Origin of the sequence: Azotobacter salinestris (assembly GCF_009363155.1) — a bacterium.
GTDB classification, from domain to species: Bacteria; Pseudomonadota; Gammaproteobacteria; order Pseudomonadales; family Pseudomonadaceae; genus Azotobacter; species Azotobacter salinestris.
This window is the reverse complement of the sequence record NZ_CP045303.1, coordinates 270,399-286,641: the sequence shown is the minus strand read 5'-3', so window position 1 is coordinate 286,641 and position 16,243 is coordinate 270,399. Positions and strand designations below refer to the sequence as shown.

14 protein-coding genes and 1 pseudogene are annotated in these 16,243 nt (G+C 63.8%); 12 read left to right on the top strand and 3 right to left on the bottom strand.

Annotated features, from left to right (window positions below; genetic code table 11):
• Positions 1-145 precede the first annotated feature (145 nt).
• Complete coding sequence (locus GCU53_RS25135; RefSeq protein ID WP_152390256.1) at positions 146-1,189, bottom strand: LacI family DNA-binding transcriptional regulator; 1,044 nt, start codon at positions 1,187-1,189, stop codon at positions 146-148.
• 210 nt (positions 1,190-1,399) lie between these two features.
• Here GCU53_RS25135 and GCU53_RS25130 point away from each other — a divergent pair, with 210 nt between their 5' ends.
• From GCU53_RS25130 to GCU53_RS25085, 10 genes and pseudogenes are all read left to right on the top strand, one after another.
• Positions 1,400-3,664 carry a TonB-dependent receptor gene (locus GCU53_RS25130; protein ID WP_244307272.1) on the top strand — a complete coding sequence of 755 codons (2,265 nt, stop codon included), beginning with the start codon at positions 1,400-1,402 and terminating at the stop codon, positions 3,662-3,664.
• Positions 3,665-3,738: 74 nt separating this feature from the next.
• Complete coding sequence (locus GCU53_RS25125) at positions 3,739-5,067, top strand: LLM class flavin-dependent oxidoreductase (protein WP_152390254.1); 1,329 nt, start codon at positions 3,739-3,741, stop codon at positions 5,065-5,067.
• Between the two features lie 25 nt (positions 5,068-5,092).
• Positions 5,093-6,136: an L-glyceraldehyde 3-phosphate reductase gene (gene mgrA / locus GCU53_RS25120; RefSeq protein ID WP_152390253.1), complete on the top strand. Its 1,044-nt coding sequence runs from the start codon at positions 5,093-5,095 to the stop codon at positions 6,134-6,136.
• Positions 6,133-7,068 (top strand): aliphatic sulfonate ABC transporter substrate-binding protein, encoded by a 936-nt coding sequence (locus tag GCU53_RS25115; protein WP_152390252.1) that lies wholly within the window; start codon positions 6,133-6,135, stop codon positions 7,066-7,068. Before mgrA ends, GCU53_RS25115 begins: the two co-directional genes overlap by 4 nt.
• Before the next feature lie 88 nt (positions 7,069-7,156).
• The gene (locus tag GCU53_RS25110) at positions 7,157-8,002 is read left to right on the top strand and encodes an energy transducer TonB (protein WP_152390251.1); all 846 of its coding nucleotides are present in this window, start codon (positions 7,157-7,159) and stop codon (positions 8,000-8,002) included.
• 50 nt (positions 8,003-8,052) lie between these two features.
• Positions 8,053-8,763, top strand: a complete 711-nt coding sequence (locus GCU53_RS25105) for a MotA/TolQ/ExbB proton channel family protein (protein ID WP_152390250.1) — start codon at positions 8,053-8,055, stop codon at positions 8,761-8,763.
• 1 nt (position 8,764) lies between these two features.
• Positions 8,765-9,166: an ExbD/TolR family protein gene (locus GCU53_RS25100; RefSeq protein ID WP_152390249.1), complete on the top strand. Its 402-nt coding sequence runs from the start codon at positions 8,765-8,767 to the stop codon at positions 9,164-9,166.
• Between the two features lie 174 nt (positions 9,167-9,340).
• On the top strand, positions 9,341-9,538 hold the full coding sequence (locus tag GCU53_RS26395) for a hypothetical protein (RefSeq protein WP_152390248.1): 198 nt from the start codon (positions 9,341-9,343) through the stop codon (positions 9,536-9,538).
• Positions 9,539-9,635: 97 nt separating this feature from the next.
• Positions 9,636-10,102, top strand: a pseudogene (locus GCU53_RS26870) (M10 family metallopeptidase C-terminal domain-containing protein); the annotation flags it as partial.
• A gap of 201 nt (positions 10,103-10,303) precedes the next feature.
• A protein-coding gene (locus GCU53_RS25085) for an IS630 family transposase (RefSeq protein WP_152390247.1) occupies positions 10,304-11,250 on the top strand; the annotation gives its coding sequence in 2 pieces (ribosomal slippage) (positions 10,304-10,643 and positions 10,643-11,250; 948 coding nt in all).
• 12 nt (positions 11,251-11,262) lie between these two features.
• Here the strand turns inward: GCU53_RS25085 and vapC are convergent.
• Positions 11,263-11,697, bottom strand: a complete 435-nt coding sequence (gene vapC, locus GCU53_RS25080; RefSeq protein WP_152390246.1) for a type II toxin-antitoxin system tRNA(fMet)-specific endonuclease VapC — start codon at positions 11,695-11,697, stop codon at positions 11,263-11,265.
• Positions 11,697-11,927 (bottom strand): type II toxin-antitoxin system VapB family antitoxin, encoded by a 231-nt coding sequence (gene vapB / locus GCU53_RS25075; RefSeq protein ID WP_152390245.1) that lies wholly within the window; start codon positions 11,925-11,927, stop codon positions 11,697-11,699. Before vapB ends, vapC begins: the two co-directional genes overlap by 1 nt.
• A 282-nt stretch (positions 11,928-12,209) precedes the next feature.
• Here vapB and GCU53_RS25070 point away from each other — a divergent pair, with 282 nt between their 5' ends.
• Together GCU53_RS25070 and GCU53_RS25065 are read left to right on the top strand one after the other, a co-directional pair.
• Positions 12,210-13,301, top strand: coding sequence for an MBL fold metallo-hydrolase (locus tag GCU53_RS25070; protein ID WP_152390244.1), 1,092 nt, complete (start codon positions 12,210-12,212; stop codon positions 13,299-13,301).
• Between the two features lie 243 nt (positions 13,302-13,544).
• Positions 13,545-16,241 (top strand): M10 family metallopeptidase C-terminal domain-containing protein, encoded by a 2,697-nt coding sequence (locus GCU53_RS25065; RefSeq protein ID WP_152390243.1) that lies wholly within the window; start codon positions 13,545-13,547, stop codon positions 16,239-16,241.
• Positions 16,242-16,243 lie beyond the last annotated feature (2 nt).

The following is a 16,243-nucleotide window of genomic DNA, read 5'->3' as shown; positions in this document are numbered from 1 at the left end:
TGTAGTTGGGGAAACCCAAGGGCCGCTTCGCGCCCGTGCTCTACATCCCCGCACTAAAAGTACGGGGCTTTCCGCGCTTTCTGGTAATTTCGGCCGTTTCCCCACGTGCATGGGAGCAGCTTTCGTTTTGGACTCGGATCGCCCTTTATGTGCTTTCCCGCTCGACCAGTTGGCATTCGAGCCGGTTCAAGCGCTGCACCGGCAGTGTCACTGCTATCGCACCGAGACTTTCCAATACCCGCAACGCAGCCATTTCACCAATCTCCAGCGACGGAGGCCGAATGGTGCTTAGGCTCGGTAACAGCATGTGGGCGAAGGCGTAGTCGCCAAATCCCATGACAGCACAATCGCCAGGGATATTCAGATCCATGCGTTGCGCGGCGAGCAGGCCGCCAGCCGCCAGGTTGTCGTTGGCGAAAATGATCGCATCGGGCTTCGGCGTGCCCTGCATCAGCGTTTCCATGGCCTCCTTGCCTGCCTCGAAAGGTGCGTTGCCGATGCTGGGGACGAAATTCCAAGGCTGGAGTCCGGCGGCCTCCAGGATGGCCGCATAGCCATCGCGCCGATCCAAGGCGCTGAAGTCTCCGGCGGCGCTGTTCAGCACGAAGGCGATGCGCCGGTAACCCTTGCCGAGCAGATGGCGTGCCGCCATTTCCCCTACATCGTAGTGCTGGAAACCAACCTGAATGGGCGCACGCTCGGGTTGATAATCCCAGATCTCGACTACGGGGATGTCCGTTCCGGCAAGCAGTCTTTCCGTGCCCTCGCTGTGGAAATGACTGGTGACCACCAACGCTGCCGGCGACCAACCGAGAAAAGCCCGCACGGCATTTTCCTCCTGTTCCGGCGAAAAATAGCTGGAAGCCAATAGCAACTGATAGCCGTGCCGGCTCAGGGTGTCGCTGAAGCCTTGGATGGTATTGGCGAAGATGGGCCCCGAGATATTCGGGATGACCATGCCGACGATACGGCTGCGCGCGGAAGCAAGGCTGCCGGCGACCAGATTGGGTACATAGCCGAGCGCCGAGACAGCCTCACCGATACGTTGGCGCAGCTCCTCCGACACCAACTCGGGGTGATTGAAAAAGCGCGAAACAGTCAGCGCCGAAACCCCTACCTCACGGGCGACGTCGTTAAGCGTGGTGCGCCCGGCCGTACGCCGTTTGCGGGGAGGCGATGAGTCGCTCACAGGCTCTTTTCTCTCAAAAATTGAATATAAAAGTAATTTTTAATTATTTGACGATCTATATGGAATCTCTCAATACTGCAGATGTTAGCGCTGACATTACGAGATGTCTCTCGTCATCTGCCACTCGCACACACGGGACCAGAACAGGCGCTTCGTTCAGACCCAGTAGCCGAGCAGACCGCATCTGGTCCAGCGGGGCAGAGCAAGAGCATGAAAGAAATTACTCATCACATCGGCGCCGCACCCAGCGGCAGACAGCACTTTGCAAATTATCGCGACCCTCTGGTATTGGCAGTCCTGCTGTCCTGCCTGGGAGGCCCCGCTTGGGCGGAGCCGGACGCAGCGGCAACCGAAACCACAGCATCGAGCGCCGACAGCGAGCAGACTCTCCAGGCCATCACCGTTACGGCCACCCGCCGCGAGGCCTCCCTACAGGAGATTCCCGTAGCTGTTTCGGTGATCGACGGGGAGCAGTTGGAGCGCGACAACCGCAACAGTGTCGCCAGTATCGTCCAACAGGTGCCGACACTGAATTTCCGCACTGGCGCCTCGAACAAGGACACTTCGCTGTTCATCCGCGGTGTGGGCACTATCTCTACTTCGCCGGGCATCGAGCCGACTGTGGCCACCGTGATCGACGGCGTGGTGTTCGGCCGGCCCGGCCAGTCGACCCTGGATTTGGTCGACCTGGAACGCATCGAGGTGCTGCGCGGACCGCAGGGTACCTTGTTCGGCAAGAACGCCTCGGCCGGCGTGCTCAATATCGTCTCCCGGGCAGCACCGGAACACCTCCAGGGCTACGTCGACTACTCGCACTTCGGCAACGGCAACGAGAACCGCGTGCGCTTCGGCGTCGGCGGCCGTTTGACCGACAGCCTCAAGGGCTCGCTGAGCGGCTTGCTCGGCAAATACGACGGCAACGTGGAGAACGCTGCCAATAACGATGACGTCAATGGCTACGACCGCACGGGCCTGCGCGGCAAACTGGAATTCGAGCCAAGCGAAAACTTCAAGTTCATCCTGATCGGCGACTACTCGCGCAGCGACGACGACATCCCCAATGGGGTGGTCGTCTCGACCAGCAACGCCGCCTTCGCCAACTCGCTCAAGCCGGTATCGCCGAGCCGACACAACCAAGACATCGCCAGCGACTACAAAAGCCGCGTCGAGGACACCAACGCCGGCATCTCCGGACAGGCCGAATGGCAGCTAGGCGAGTTCACCCTGACCTCCATCACGGCCTGGCGCCGCTGGGACAATACCCAGCTCCAGGACGGAGACCGCCTCGCGGCCCTGCCGCTGACCGCCTCCCACGACAAGGGCGAAGTGGACTACGACCAATACTCCCAGGAGTTTCGCCTGACCTCACCGAAGGGCGGATTTCTCGAATACGTGCTGGGCGTCTACTACATGCATGGCCGCACCGAAGAGACCTACCAGCGTCTGTCGGTGAACGACGGAGTGGCCAATCAGGGCCGTGCCGACTACGACGTGACCAGCGACAGCTTCGCCCTGTTCGGCGAGAACACCTTCAATTTCACCGAGAATTTCCGGGGCATCTTCGGCCTGCGCTGGACCCAGGACGACTTGGAGTACACCCACCGCCGAGTCTCCACCTCGCCTGTCGCGGTCACCGGCATCCAGCCCTCGACCGCCAGCTCTGGCTCGGTGGACGAAGACGAGTGGAGCGGGCGCATCGGCGTGCAGTACGACTTCACCGACCACCTGATGGGCTACGCAACCTACTCGCGAGGCTACAAGGGGCCGGCCTACAACGTGTTCTTCAACATGCAGCCGCGCGACACCGAATCCCTCAAGCCGGAAACCTCCGATGCCTACGAAATCGGCCTGAAGGCCACGGCACTGAATAACCGCCTGACCGCCAACCTGGCGGTCTTCCATACCGATTACGATAACTACCAGGCGAACTTCTATGACACCGTAGCTGGCCAGGTGGTGACTCGTCTGGTCAATGCCGGCAGCGTCTATACCCGCGGTGTCGAGTTGGACTACAGCTTCCAGGCCACCCACCAGTTCCGGCTGTCCGGCGCCCTGGCCTATACGGAAGCACGCATCGACAGCTTCCAGTGCCCGCCGGGCGCAGCCGCCAATTGCGACGTGGACGGCAAGCCGCTGCCCTTCACGCCGGACTGGAAGAGCTATGTGCGCGCCGACTACACGATCCCGCTGAGCAACGGGCTGGACATCGAGCTGAGCAGCGACTTCAGCTGGCAGGACGAGGTGCAGTTCACCCTCGACCAGAACCCGGACACCAAGCAGGGCGCCTATGGCATCTGGAACGCCAGCGTTGCCCTGGCCGATTACAACGACGGCTGGCGCGTGGCCTTTCTAGGCAAGAACCTGAACGACAAGTCCTACGCCCAGTCGATGGCCTCCGGCGGCAACTACATCTACCGCTTCGTGCCACGCGACGACGAGCGCTACTTCGGCGTGCAGTTGCGCAAAGAGCTTTGAGCTTTCTTCAAGTGTTTCCGCCCACGCCACTGGGCGCCCTACCATTTCGTTCAAATCTACGGCAAGGAAATTTCATGAGCCAATCCACCCGCCAACTCAATCTCGGCGCCTTCCTCATGGCCACCGGACATCATATAGCCGCCTGGCGACATCCAGATGTGCCAGCCGATACGCTGGACTTCTCCATCTACCGGCGCGCCGCGCAGATCGCCGAAGCGGCCTGCTTCGATGCGCTGTTCGTCGCCGACAGCGTTGCCGTCTTCCACGACAAGGTTGCCAGCCATACCGCACGCTCGACCTATTTCGAGCCCCTCACCCTGCTCTCGGCGCTCAGTGCGATCACCGAGCGGATCGGCCTGGTCGGCACCGCGACCACCACCTATAACGAGCCCTACCACGTGGCGCGCAAATTCGCCTCGCTGGATCACCTGTCGGCCGGGCGCTGCGGCTGGAACCTGGTGACCTCCGATGCCGCCGCTGAAGCACAGAACTTCGGCCGCGACGAGCACCTCGGGCATGCCGAACGCTATGTCCGGGCACGCGAGTTCCACCGCGTGGTCACCGGCCTGTGGGACAGCTGGGCGGATGACGCCTTCCTGCGCGACAAGGCCAGCGGGTGCTTCTACGACCCGGACAAGCTGCATGTGCTTGACCACCGCGGCGAGCATTTCAAGGTGCGCGGTCCGCTCAATGTGGCCCGCTCGCCGCAGGGACGCCCGGTGGTCGTGCAGGCCGGCTCCTCCGAAGCCGGTCGCGAGCTGGCCGCCGAGACCGCCGAGGTGGTGTTCACCGCACAGGCTTCGCTGGAATCGGCGAAAACCTTTTACGCCGACCTCAAGGGACGGCTTGGCAAGTACGGCCGCGACGAGAATGCGCTGCGGATCATGCCTGGCGTCTTCGTGGTGGCCGGACAGAGCGAGAGCGAGGCCAAAGAGAAGTTCGAGGCCTTCCAGGAGCTGGTCGAGCCGCAGGTGGGCGTCGCGCTGCTCGGGCGCATGCTGGGTAACTTCGACCTGTCCGAATACCCGCTGGACGGCCCGCTGCCGGAGCTGCCGCTCACCGACAGCGGCCAGCGCAGCCGCCAGCAGCTTTTGACCGAGCTGGCGGGCACGGAAAACCTGACCCTGGGCCAACTGGGCCGGCGCATCGCCGGCGGGCGCGGCCACTACAGCCTGATCGGCACGCCCCGGCAGATCGCCGACGCGCTACAGGCCTGGTTCGAGGAGCGCGCCGCCGACGGGTTCAATGTGCTGGTGCCACACCTGCCGGGCGGCCTGGAGGACTTTGCCGCACTGGTGGTACCGGAGCTGCAGCGGCGCGGCCTGTTCCGGCGCGAATACCGGGGCCGCACTCTGCGCGAACACCTCGGCCTGGCACGCCCGAAAAACCCCTTCTTCGCCTGATCGCCCACCGTCCGGAGGTTTCCCCATGACCTATCTTGCCGCGCCGAACCGCTACGAGCGCATTCCCTACCGCCGCGTCGGCCGCAGCGGCCTGGTGCTGCCGGCCCTGTCCCTGGGACTGTGGCACAACTTCGGCGACAGCACTCCGCTCGACACCCAGCGCGCCCTGCTGCGCACCGCCTTCGATCTCGGTATCAACCACTTCGACCTGGCGAACAATTACGGGCCGCCCTACGGCAGTGCCGAGATCAACTTCGGCCGCCTGCTGCGCGAGGATTTCCGCGCCTATCGCGACGAGCTGATCCTTTCCACCAAGGCCGGCTGGGACATGTGGCCCGGCCCCTATGGACAGGGTGGCGGCTCGCGCAAGTACGTGCTCGCCAGCCTCGACCAGAGCCTCAGGCGCCTGGGCATCGACTACGTGGACATCTTCTATTCGCACCGCTTCGATGCCGATACGCCGCTGGAGGAAACCGCCGGCGCGCTGGCCGACGCGGTTCGTCAAGGCAAGGCACTGTATGTAGGCATCTCCTCCTACTCCGCGGGTAAAACCCACGAGATCGCCGCCTTGCTTCGCGAGCACAAGGTACCGCTCCTGATCCACCAGCCGGCCTACAACCTGTTCAATCGCTGGGTGGAAAAAGACCTGCTGGCCAGCACCGAAGAGCTCGGCGCCGGGGTGATCGCCTTCACCCCCCTGGCCCAGGGCCTGCTTACCGACAAGTACTTGAACGGCATCCCCGCCGATGCGCGGGTCAACCGCCCCGGCGGCGCCTCGCTGCGCCCCGAGCACCTGTCCGAGGCAAATATCGAGCGCGCCCGGGCACTCGCCGGCATTGCCAAGCGGCGCGGGCAGAGCCTGGCCCAGTTGGCCCTGGCCTGGACCCTACGCGATCCCCGGGTGACGTCGGCATTGATCGGTGCCAGCCGCCCGGAGCAGCTCGTCGAGAACGTCGCCGCTCTGGATAACCTGGCGTTTAGCACCGAGGAGCTGACCGAAATCGACCGCCATGCCGTCGAAGGCGGTATCAATCTCTGGGAAAAGCCCTCGAGCGACTGGCAGGCATGAAGATGAAGACTTTCCGATTCAGCATGCTTCTGTTTGGATTGTTGGCTTTCGCCCAAGTGTCGCTTGCAGATCCGACGGTCTTGCGCATTGGCTACCAGAAAGCGTCGAGCAGTCTGGTCCTGGCCAAGCAGCACGGCCTGCTGGAGAAACGCTTTCCTCGAACTCGCATCGACTGGATCGAATTCCCTGCCGGTCCGCAGATGCTCGAGGCACTGAATATCGGCAGCCTGGATATTGGCTCTACAGGCGACACTCCACCGCTGTTCGCCCAGGCGGCCGGTGCCGACCTGCTGTATATCGGCGCCGAACCGCCCAAGCCACAGGCCGAGGTGATTCTGGTGGCGCCGGACAGCCCGATTCGTAGCGTCGCCGAACTCAAGGGGCGCAAGGTGGCCTTGCAGAAGGGCTCCAGCGCGCACAATCTGCTGCTGCGCGCGCTGGCGGCGGCCGGCCTGTCCTTCGGGGATATCCAGCCGGTCTACCTGCCACCGGCCGATGCCCGCGCTGCCTTCGAAAGCGGCCGCGTGGATGCCTGGGCAATCTGGGACCCCTTCTATTCGGCCGTCGAGCTGGAGGGGCGCGCACGCCTGCTGGCCAATGGCGAAGGCTTGGGGCTGCTCGGCCCGTTCTATCTGGCGGCGCGCCCCTATGCCGAGTCCGACCCGGACTTCGTGAAAGCCGTACTGGATGAGCTGGGGCAGGCGGAAAGCCGGCTCCAGAGCGACAGGGCCGGCAGCATCCGGCTGCTCGCCACGTTCACCGGCTTGCCGGAAGCGGTGATCGAGCGGACGTTCAGCCATCGCCCGGCATCGTCCGTCCTGCCCATGAGTACGGAAATCGTCGCCGCCCAACAGCGTACTGCCGACCTCTTCCTGGAAAGTCGCTTGTTGCCGAAACGGATAGATATCGCCGCGGCTGTCTGGCGGCCATGACCGGCAATGTACGACGGCGGCCAATCGACCGGACGGCCGGAAACCTCCCGACTCGTGCGCGTGTCATTTGAATTCATGGAACTCGACGATGGGAAACGCCCTTAGCGCCGGCAGCGCGCCTTACATGCCAAGGCATGAAGAACGCCATTCGGAAAAGGCGCCAGCATTCAATGCAGCGCCACCGCAGGTACTGAAAGCATCACGTTTTAGAGTCGCCAATCGATCTTTGTGGAGTCGGAGCGAAGTTCTGGTTCTGGGCATGCTGGTGGTCCTGCTGCACGCCGGAGCGCTGCACTGGCTCGGCCAGCAAACCACGCCGCCCGTGCCGGAAGTCCCCGTGCAGGTCCCGCCCATGACCATCGAGTTCAGCAGCCCGGCACCGCCGGCCGAGCCCGCCGCCTCGCCGCCGGTCGCCGCCGAACCGCCGCCTCCCCCGGTTCCGGTGGTCGAGGAGCTGGCGCCTAAAAAGGCGCCGTCCAAGCCGGCTCCCAAACCCAAGCCCCAGCCGCCCAAACAGAAGGCCGAACCCAAGCCGGCCACGACGCCCCCGGCGAAGGCCGAGGCGCCACCGTCGCCAACGGCACCTCCCGCCGCGCCGGCACAGGCCGCCCCGGCGGCTCCGGCGCCAGCGCCCTCGCCCGCTCAGGCTCCGCTCACCCCGCCCTCGGCCAGCGCCGGCTACCTGAAGAACCCGGCGCCCGAATACCCGGCCCTGGCCCTGCGCCGCAACTGGCAGGGCACCGTGCTGCTGCGCGTGCACGTGCTGGCCAGCGGCAGGCCGAGCGAGATCCGGGTCCAGAAGTCCAGCGGGCGCGAGCAGCTCGACGAGGCCGCGGTCGCCGCGGTCAGGCGCTGGAGCTTCGTGCCCGCCAAACGCGGCGACGTGGCCCAGGACGGCTGGGTCAGCGTACCGATCGACTTCAAGCTGAACTAACCGGCGGCCACCCCGCTCCTTCATCACGCTTACCACAAGGACGCTTCACCATGGACTTGCTTAGCAATCCCTTCGCCTCGGTGGAACACATCGTCATCTGGGTGCTGATCGGCTTTTCCGTCGTCACCTGGGGACTGGCCCTGATCAAGGCCATCCAGTTCGCCCGTCTCAAGTACCAGGACCGCCGGCTGCAGAAACTCTTCTGGCAGGCACCCAGCTTGGACAGCGCCGCCGACCTGGTGCAGCAGCATGCCGGCGCCGTGGCCCATCTCGCCCAGGCCGGCTTCGCCGCCATCCAGGAGGAGCCCGGCCAGCACGACCTGGCCCACGCGATCAACCACCAGGACCGCCTCGAGCGGGCTCTGCGCCAGCAGATCCAGCGCGAACGCCGTTCGCTGGAGTCCGGCCTCGCGGTACTCGCCTCGATCGGCTCCACCTCTCCCTTCATCGGTCTGTTCGGCACCGTATGGGGCATCATGGAGGCGCTCAAGGGCATCAGCGCGGCCGGCTCGGCCAGCCTGGAAACCGTGGCCGGCCCGATCGGCGCCGCCCTGGTCGCCACCGGCGTGGGCATCGCCGTCGCGGTGCCCGCGGTGCTGGTCTACAACTACTTCCTGCGCCGCCTGAAGCTGGCCGCCGCGGACCTCGACGACTTCGCCCACGACTTCTACAGCCTGGCGCAGAAAAGCGCCTTCAAGGTGATCCCGCATCCGCGCGCCGGCCGGAGCCAGGGTGTCCAACACGTGAAGGAGGCGATCTGAGATGGCCTTCTCCACCCAGGAAAGCGACGAAGTCCTCAGCGAGATGAACGTCACGCCGCTGGTGGACGTGATGCTGGTGCTGCTGGTGGTGTTCATCGTCACTGCGCCGATGCTGACCAACAGCATCCCCATCAACCTGCCCAAGACCGAGGCGGTCGCCCCGCCGGACACCAAGGACCCGCTGGTGGTGAGCATCGACGGCACGGGCAGGGTGTTCATCGACAAGGACGAGATCCAGGCCGACCTGCTGGAAAGCAGCCTGCAGGCCGCCAAGGCGGCGGACGCCGGGCTGCGCGTGCAGTTGCAGGCGGACGATCAGGTGGACTACGGCGTGGTGGCCAGGGCCATGGCCTCCATCGAGCGGGCGGGGATCACCAAGCTCGCCGTCATTACGGCGCGCTAAAAATATGGGGCTTTTTGCGCTTTCTGGTAAGAAATTTTTCGGGTAGGAACTCGACGATCGGAGCGGCTGTCTTGGAGGGCTGCTGCAGGCCCGCAGTCGGCCACCGCCAAGGTATCCCGCCTCGAGGCGCCTGCAGAGCACCAAGTCAACAAGAAACGACACAAGGACCGTTGAATGACTACATCGACACCGAGCAGTAACGTACCACCCTCCATGCCCTGCGCGGCCACCGGCAAGGTGCTCGTGGATAACAAGAGTGCCTACAGCCCCAACGACAACGACCGGAACATCGACGCCATGCTCGTGCAGCCCGACGGCAAGATCCTGCTGGCGGAAGGGCACTTCCCCCGAATCAAGCACCCTGGAAGATGATGAGCTCTCGGAGGAGTGGGATTTCGGCGTGATCCGCATAAACGCCGATGGTAGTCGTGACACGAATTTCGGCGATCTGGACGATGGCATCGTTCTCGTCGAAGGTGGCGACGGCAACGACGAGCTGATCGGCCGCCGTCACGCCGACATCGACGAACTGCTCCTCGGCGGCGACGACATCCTCGACGGTGGCGCCGGGCACGACAGCCTGACCGGCGGCGACGGCGCCGATCTGTTCCGTTTCTCGGATCGTGCGGACAGCTACCGTACCGCCAGCGAAAGTTTCGCCGACCGGGTCCACGACTTCGCCCCCGTCGAGGATCGCATCGACCTTTCGGCGCTCGGCTTCACCGGCTTGGGCAACGGCCGCGACGGCATCCTGGCCGTGCAGGTGAGCGGCGAGCGCACCTACCTCAAGAGCTTCGAGGCGGACGCGGGGGACGGCGTTTCGAGGTCGTCCTGGATGGCGGCCATGGCGATCTTTCTACTGAGGATTTCCTCTTCGCCGCACCGGCGGCGACCATCGAGTTGGCCGGTATCGCGCAGCCTGAACAGGCTAGCTGAAGGGGGATTTCCATCCAACCTTGAAGGGGTGCCCGCCAGACACTGGGCGCCTCTCCACCAATGGATGTGGAAATGTTTTGTACGAAGGCACCGGCTCACGCTGAGGACTAGAGCATTTTTAGAAAATACGAATTCGACATACAGGGGTTGCTCTTCCTGGTCATTCCGGTTCTCCTTTCCCCCTCGGACAAGGGGACCGGAATGGCTCGGGCATACAGTGCGGATCTTCGCCAGCGCGTCGTCGACGCGGCCATGGGTGGGCTGTCGGCTCGGCAGGCCGCCGAGCGATTCGACGTCGGGACGGCAACAGCGATCGTCTGGGTACGGCGCTTCCGGGAAGGCGGGGAGCTCGTCGCCCGCCGACAGGGTAAGCCCCGGGGCTTGCGGCTCGATCCCCATGCGGACTACCTGCTCGGCCTGCTCGAGCAGACCCCCGACCTGACGCTGGCCGAACTCGCCGCGCCCCTCGAACGGGAGCGTGGCGTCCGTGTCAGCCTGGCGACGATGTGGACGTTTCTCGACCGGCACGCCATGACGTTCAAAAAAAGACGGCGCATGCAGCCGAGCAGCAACGGCCGGACGTCCAGGCAGCCCGACAGGGATGGATCGAGGAGCAGTCCGGTTTCGATTGGCACAAGCTGATCTTCATCGACGAAACCGCCGCTTCGACGAACCTGGCCCGCCTGCGGGGCTGGGCCCCTCGCGGCGAGCGCTGCCGGGCCGCGATAGCCCACGGCCACTGGAAAACCACGACCTTTACCGCCGGCCTGCGGCTGGATGGCCTGAGCGCACCGCGGGTGCTCGATGGCGCCATGAACGGCCCGGCCTTCCTGGCCTATGTCGGGCAGGTTCTGGTACCCGAGCTGACGCCCGGCGATATCGTGGTGATGGACAACCTACCGGCCCACAAGGTAGCGGGGGTACGCCAGGCCATCGAAGGCGCAGGAGCCACACTGCGCTACTTGCCACCCTATAGCCCCGACCTGAACCCAATCGAGATGGCCTTCTCCAAGCTCAAGGCACTGCTGAGAAAGGCGGCGGCGCGGACCGTGCCGCAGCTGTGGCAGAGCATTGGCGAGGCGATTGCGCAGTTCTCTGCACAGGACTGCAGGCACTACTTCGAGGCAGCCGGATATGAATTGGAATAAGGTAAAAATGCTCTAGCAAAGCGGTGAGTCCATACGGTCAAGCACTGGGGCTACCCAGTCCTCAACACGGAGGCCCGGCACTCGGTCAAACTCGCGTAAGTTATTTGTGACCAGAATCAGGCCCTGTGAGCGGGCATGCCCTGCGATCATCTGATCGTAGGGGCCAATCTGCTTCCCAGCCTTGGCCAACTCCGCGCGAAGCTGACCGGTGTGTGCGGCTGCATCCTGGTCATACTTCAGCACCTCCAGGCGTGCCGCAAAGCCTTCAACATCGGCCAAGTTGCGCTCAGGATTTGAGGACTTCTCCGCACCGTAGATCAGTTCCATCATGGTTACCGTACTGATGCACATCTGCCCATGGTGTCGGTTGAACGCCTCTCGAACCAGCTGGGGCCGGTTCTTGATGGTGAAAATGCAGATGTTGGTGTCGAGCATGAACTTCAGCATCAGAACGCCTCTCGCTCCTGGTTGGCGGGCTGTTCCCGCTCAGCCATGAAGTCAGCAGTGACGCCCTCACCATCGAACCAGCTGTCCCAGCACTCGCCCGCCGGGGTGATGATCCTGGCCCTTCCGACCGCGACAACATCGACGCGCTTCACGCCGTCAGGTAGTGCAGCAGCCTTTGGCAAGCGCACCGCCTGACTACGATTGCTCAGGAACACGGAGCCTTGTTCCATGGTACACCTCGTGGGATATGGCAAACATATATCCCATGGTAGGTTCTGCCTTGGATATGTCAATGGCATATACATGCTTCTACAGCGCAACCTTGCACTTCAGCACCGTCCAGCAGCTTAAGGACACTTGGGGTGACTGGGATCGCATGTTAAGGGTGTCGAACCAGATTTATCGGCTTCAGCTGCAGCCGATCCTCCATGATCCGCATGCCCTGGTAGAGCGGCTACGCGGCAAAGCTCAAGGCCAAATGAGCCTCTTTTAGAAAAACAGGAGAATCCGAGATGGCGTTTTCTGCTCGACGTGCCGATGGGCTGAGGCTCGAACGCATACAGGCCTCCCGGCAGTATGCCGGCGGCGGCTTCGCGAACACCTACCCCTCCAGCGTGCAGCGCGTACCCGAGGGCCGGCCGACGCTGGCCGACTTCCTGTTCCGTGGTGAGGGCCGCACGCCGGCGAATCCCCTCCCCATCATCGACCCATGCGCCAGCTGGGCCCGGCCCGTCGAAACCGGGCTGCGGGCCACCTGGCTTGGTCATTCGACCGTGCTGCTGGAAATCGACGGCCACCGGGTGCTGACCGATCCGGTGTGGGGCGCGCGCGTCTCGCCGCTGCCCTTCCTCGGCCCCAAGCGCTTCCATCCGGTGCCGGTCGATATCGCGACCCTGCCGCCGCTCGATGCGGTGCTGATCTCCCACGATCACTATGACCATCTTGACTACCCGAGCATCCAAGCGCTGGCCAAGCAGCGGGTGCCCTTCGTCACCTCGCTCGGCGTCGGCCTGCATCTAGAGGCCTGGGGCATGCCGGCCGAGCGTATCGTCGAGCTCGACTGGTGGGAACGCACCGTGCTGCCGGGAGGTCTGGCGATCACCGCCGCGCCAGCACATCACTACTCCGGACGCGGGCTGCGCGATCGCAACGTGACGCTGTGGTCGTCGTTTGCCCTGCGCGGCGAGCGGCATGCGGTGTTCTTCAGCGGCGACACCGGGCTGTCGCCGGCCTTCGCCGACATCGGCCGGCGGCTCGGGCCGTTCGACCTGGTGATGCTCGAGGTCGGCGCCTGCCATCCGGCCTGGGGGAATATTCACCTGGGGCCGGACAATGCCCTGCAGGCCTGGGCACAACTGGGCAGCGGGCGTCTCCTGCCGGTGCATTGGGGCACCTTCAACCTGGCGATGCACCCCTGGGCCCAGCCAGCGGATGTGCTGCTGGCGCAAGCCTCGGAGGGGCTGGTCATGCCTCGCCTGGGCGAGCCGGTCGAGCCGGCCCGGATCGAGGCGGTAGATCCCTGGTGGCGAGGGGTAGCCGGAGGCGACTGGCGGGACGCTACGGAGCAGGACGCCGAGCTTCTGGTGCTTCCCGTGAAGGAATAGGTTCTGCTGGCGCAAGCCCAGTGTCGAATCGGGCTTTTGCCATGAACAACAAAGGCCGTTTGAACAATACCGAAGGTCTTACATACACAGCCTGTAGAGCACCACAAAAAGCATTCGGCTCACAAGAACTCTCACCTCTTGCCATTTAAAGCTTTGTTCTTCTCCCTCTGTCTGCAACAAAGTGGAAGCGGATCGCCTCTAAAACGCTCGTTAAAACACCCCAAAACCCAAAAGGATTGTTGAATGGAAACCCCGACACCGAGCAATGACGCGCCAAGCCCTACTTCCCGCACAGCCACAGGCAAGATGCTGATAGACATAGCAGGGCATAGCGATCTCAACTATGACTTGGCCCTGCAACCGGACGGCAAGATCCTGCTGGCCGGACAGAGCTATAACCCCGTCAGCAGTAATGATGACTTCAGCGTGGTCCGGCTGAATGCTGACGGCACTCTCGATACCAGCCTCGATAGCGACGGCAAGGCCATCGTCGATATCGGAGGAAGCAACCAAGGCCGTAGCCTGACCGTGCTGCCCGACGGCAAGATCCTGCTGAGCGGCAGCAGTAATGGCGACTTCAGCGTGATCCGGCTGAATACCGACGGCAGTCTCGATACCAGCTTCGGCAGCGACGGCAAGGCCACCTTCGATCTCGGGAGGGGCGATTACGTCTATAGCATGGCCATGCAGCCCGACGGCAAGATCCTGGTGACTGGACGGAGCGATAACGGCAGCGATGACAACTTCGGCGTAATCCGGCTGAACGCCGACGGCACCCTCGACACCAGCTTCGGCAGCGATGGCAAGGCCATCTTCGAGCTCGGATATAGCGACGACCAAGGCCATAGCGTGACCGTACTGCCCGACGGCAAGATCCTGATGGCGGGATCCAGCTATGACTATTCCGAGAACAGCACCTATTTCGACTTCAGCGTAATCCAGCTGAACGCCGACGGCACGCTCGATACCAGCTTTGGTAGTGATGGCGAGGCCACCGCCGATATCAATGGGAACGACGATCTGGGCAATAGCCTGCTCGTGCAGCCCGACGGCAAGATCCTGGTGGCCGGACGGAGCTATAACCCTGGCTATGACACTGAATTCAGCGTGGCTCGACTGAATGCCGACGGCAGTCTCGATGCCAGCTTCGGTAGCGACGGCAAAGCCAGCTTCGCTCTCGGGAAAGGCTACGCCCAAATCAATAGCCTGGCCCTGCAACCGGACGGCAAGATCCTGCTGGCTGGACAGAGCTATAACCCCGACAACGCTACTTATGACTTCAGCGTGATCCGGCTGAACGTCGACGGCTCGCTCGACACCGGCTTCAGCGGCGACGGCAAGGCCATCTTCGATATCGCGTGGGGCAACGATGAAGGGCACAGCCTGACCGTGCAGTCCGACGGCAAGATCCTGGTGTCGGGATATAGCTATAACCCCAGCGGCAATGGTTACGACTCGAGCAGGTACGATTTCAGCGTGATCCGGCTGAACGCCGACGGCACCCTCGATAAGACTTTTGGGGCACTGCCCGAGGATTTGCTCTTAACGCTCGAGGGCAACCACGACAACAACGACGTACTGATCGGCAGCGACGCCTACGAGCGGCTCCTTGGCAAGAGCGGCAACGACGTCCTCGATGGCGGCGCCGGGCGCGACAGCCTGAACGGCGGCACGGGCGCCGACCTGTTCCGCGTCTCGGCCCGCGACGACAGCTACCGCACCGACAGTGAAAACCTCAGCGACCGGATCATCGACTTCGATCCCAGCCAGGATCGGATCGATCTTTCGGCGCTGGGCTTCACCGGGCTGGGCGACGGCCACGACGGCACCCTGGCCGTGCAGGAGAACAGTGCCGGCACTCTTATCTATCTCAAGAGCTTCGAAGCGGATGCCGAGGGGCGGCGTTTCGAGATCGCCCTGCAGGGCAACTTCGCCGGCCTGCTCGACAGCGGCAATCTGATCTTCGAGCCTGTCGCTCTTGAGGGCACCGAAGACAGCGACAACCTGCAGGGCAGCCCGGTGGCGGAGATCCTCGCCGGCAAGGACGGCGACGACCGCCTGCATGGCGCTGGCGGCGACGACCTGCTCGACGGCGGCGCCGGGCGCGACACCTTGAGCGGAGGTACGGGCGCCGACGTGTTCCGCTTCTCGGCCCGCAACGACAGCTACCGCACCGACAGCGAGGGTTTCAGCGACCGGATCCTCGACTTCGATCCCGGCCAGGACCGCATCGACCTCTCGGCGCTGGGCTTCACCGGCTTTGGCGATGGCCACGATGGCACCTTGGCCGTGCAGGTGAACGACGCCGGCACGCGGACCTATCTGAAAAGCTTTGAAGTAGATGCCGAAGGACGGCGCTTCGAGATCGTCCTGGACGGCAACCTCGTCAACCGGCTCGACAGCGACAATGTGCTCTTCGCACCTGTGGCCATCGAGGGCACCGAGGCCGGTGACAGCCTGATCGGCCATCCGGCGGCGGAAAGCCTCGCCGGCGGGGCTGGCGACGACTATCTGCATGGCGGCGCCGGCGCCGACATTCTCAACGGCGGCCTCGGGCGCGACACCCTGGCCGGCGGCAGCAGCGCCGACCTGTTCCGCTTTTCGAGTCTCGAGGACAGCTACCGCACCGATAGCGAAGGCTTCAGCGACCGGATCCTCGACTTCGACGCCGGCGAGGACCGCATCGATCTCTCGGCGCTCGGTTTCGCCAGCCTGGGCGACGGCCACGGCGGCACCTTGGCGGTGCAGGTGAACAGCGCCGGCACCCTCACCTACCTCAAGAGCTTCGAGGCGAATGCCGAAGGACAGCGCTTCGAGATTGCCCTGCAGGGCGATTACGTCGATCAGCTCTCCACCGATGCTTTCCTCTTTACCCCGGTGGGCAACTCGACCGGCCAGCTCCAAATCATCGGCACCACGCAGATCGAGCAGGTCAGCTGAAA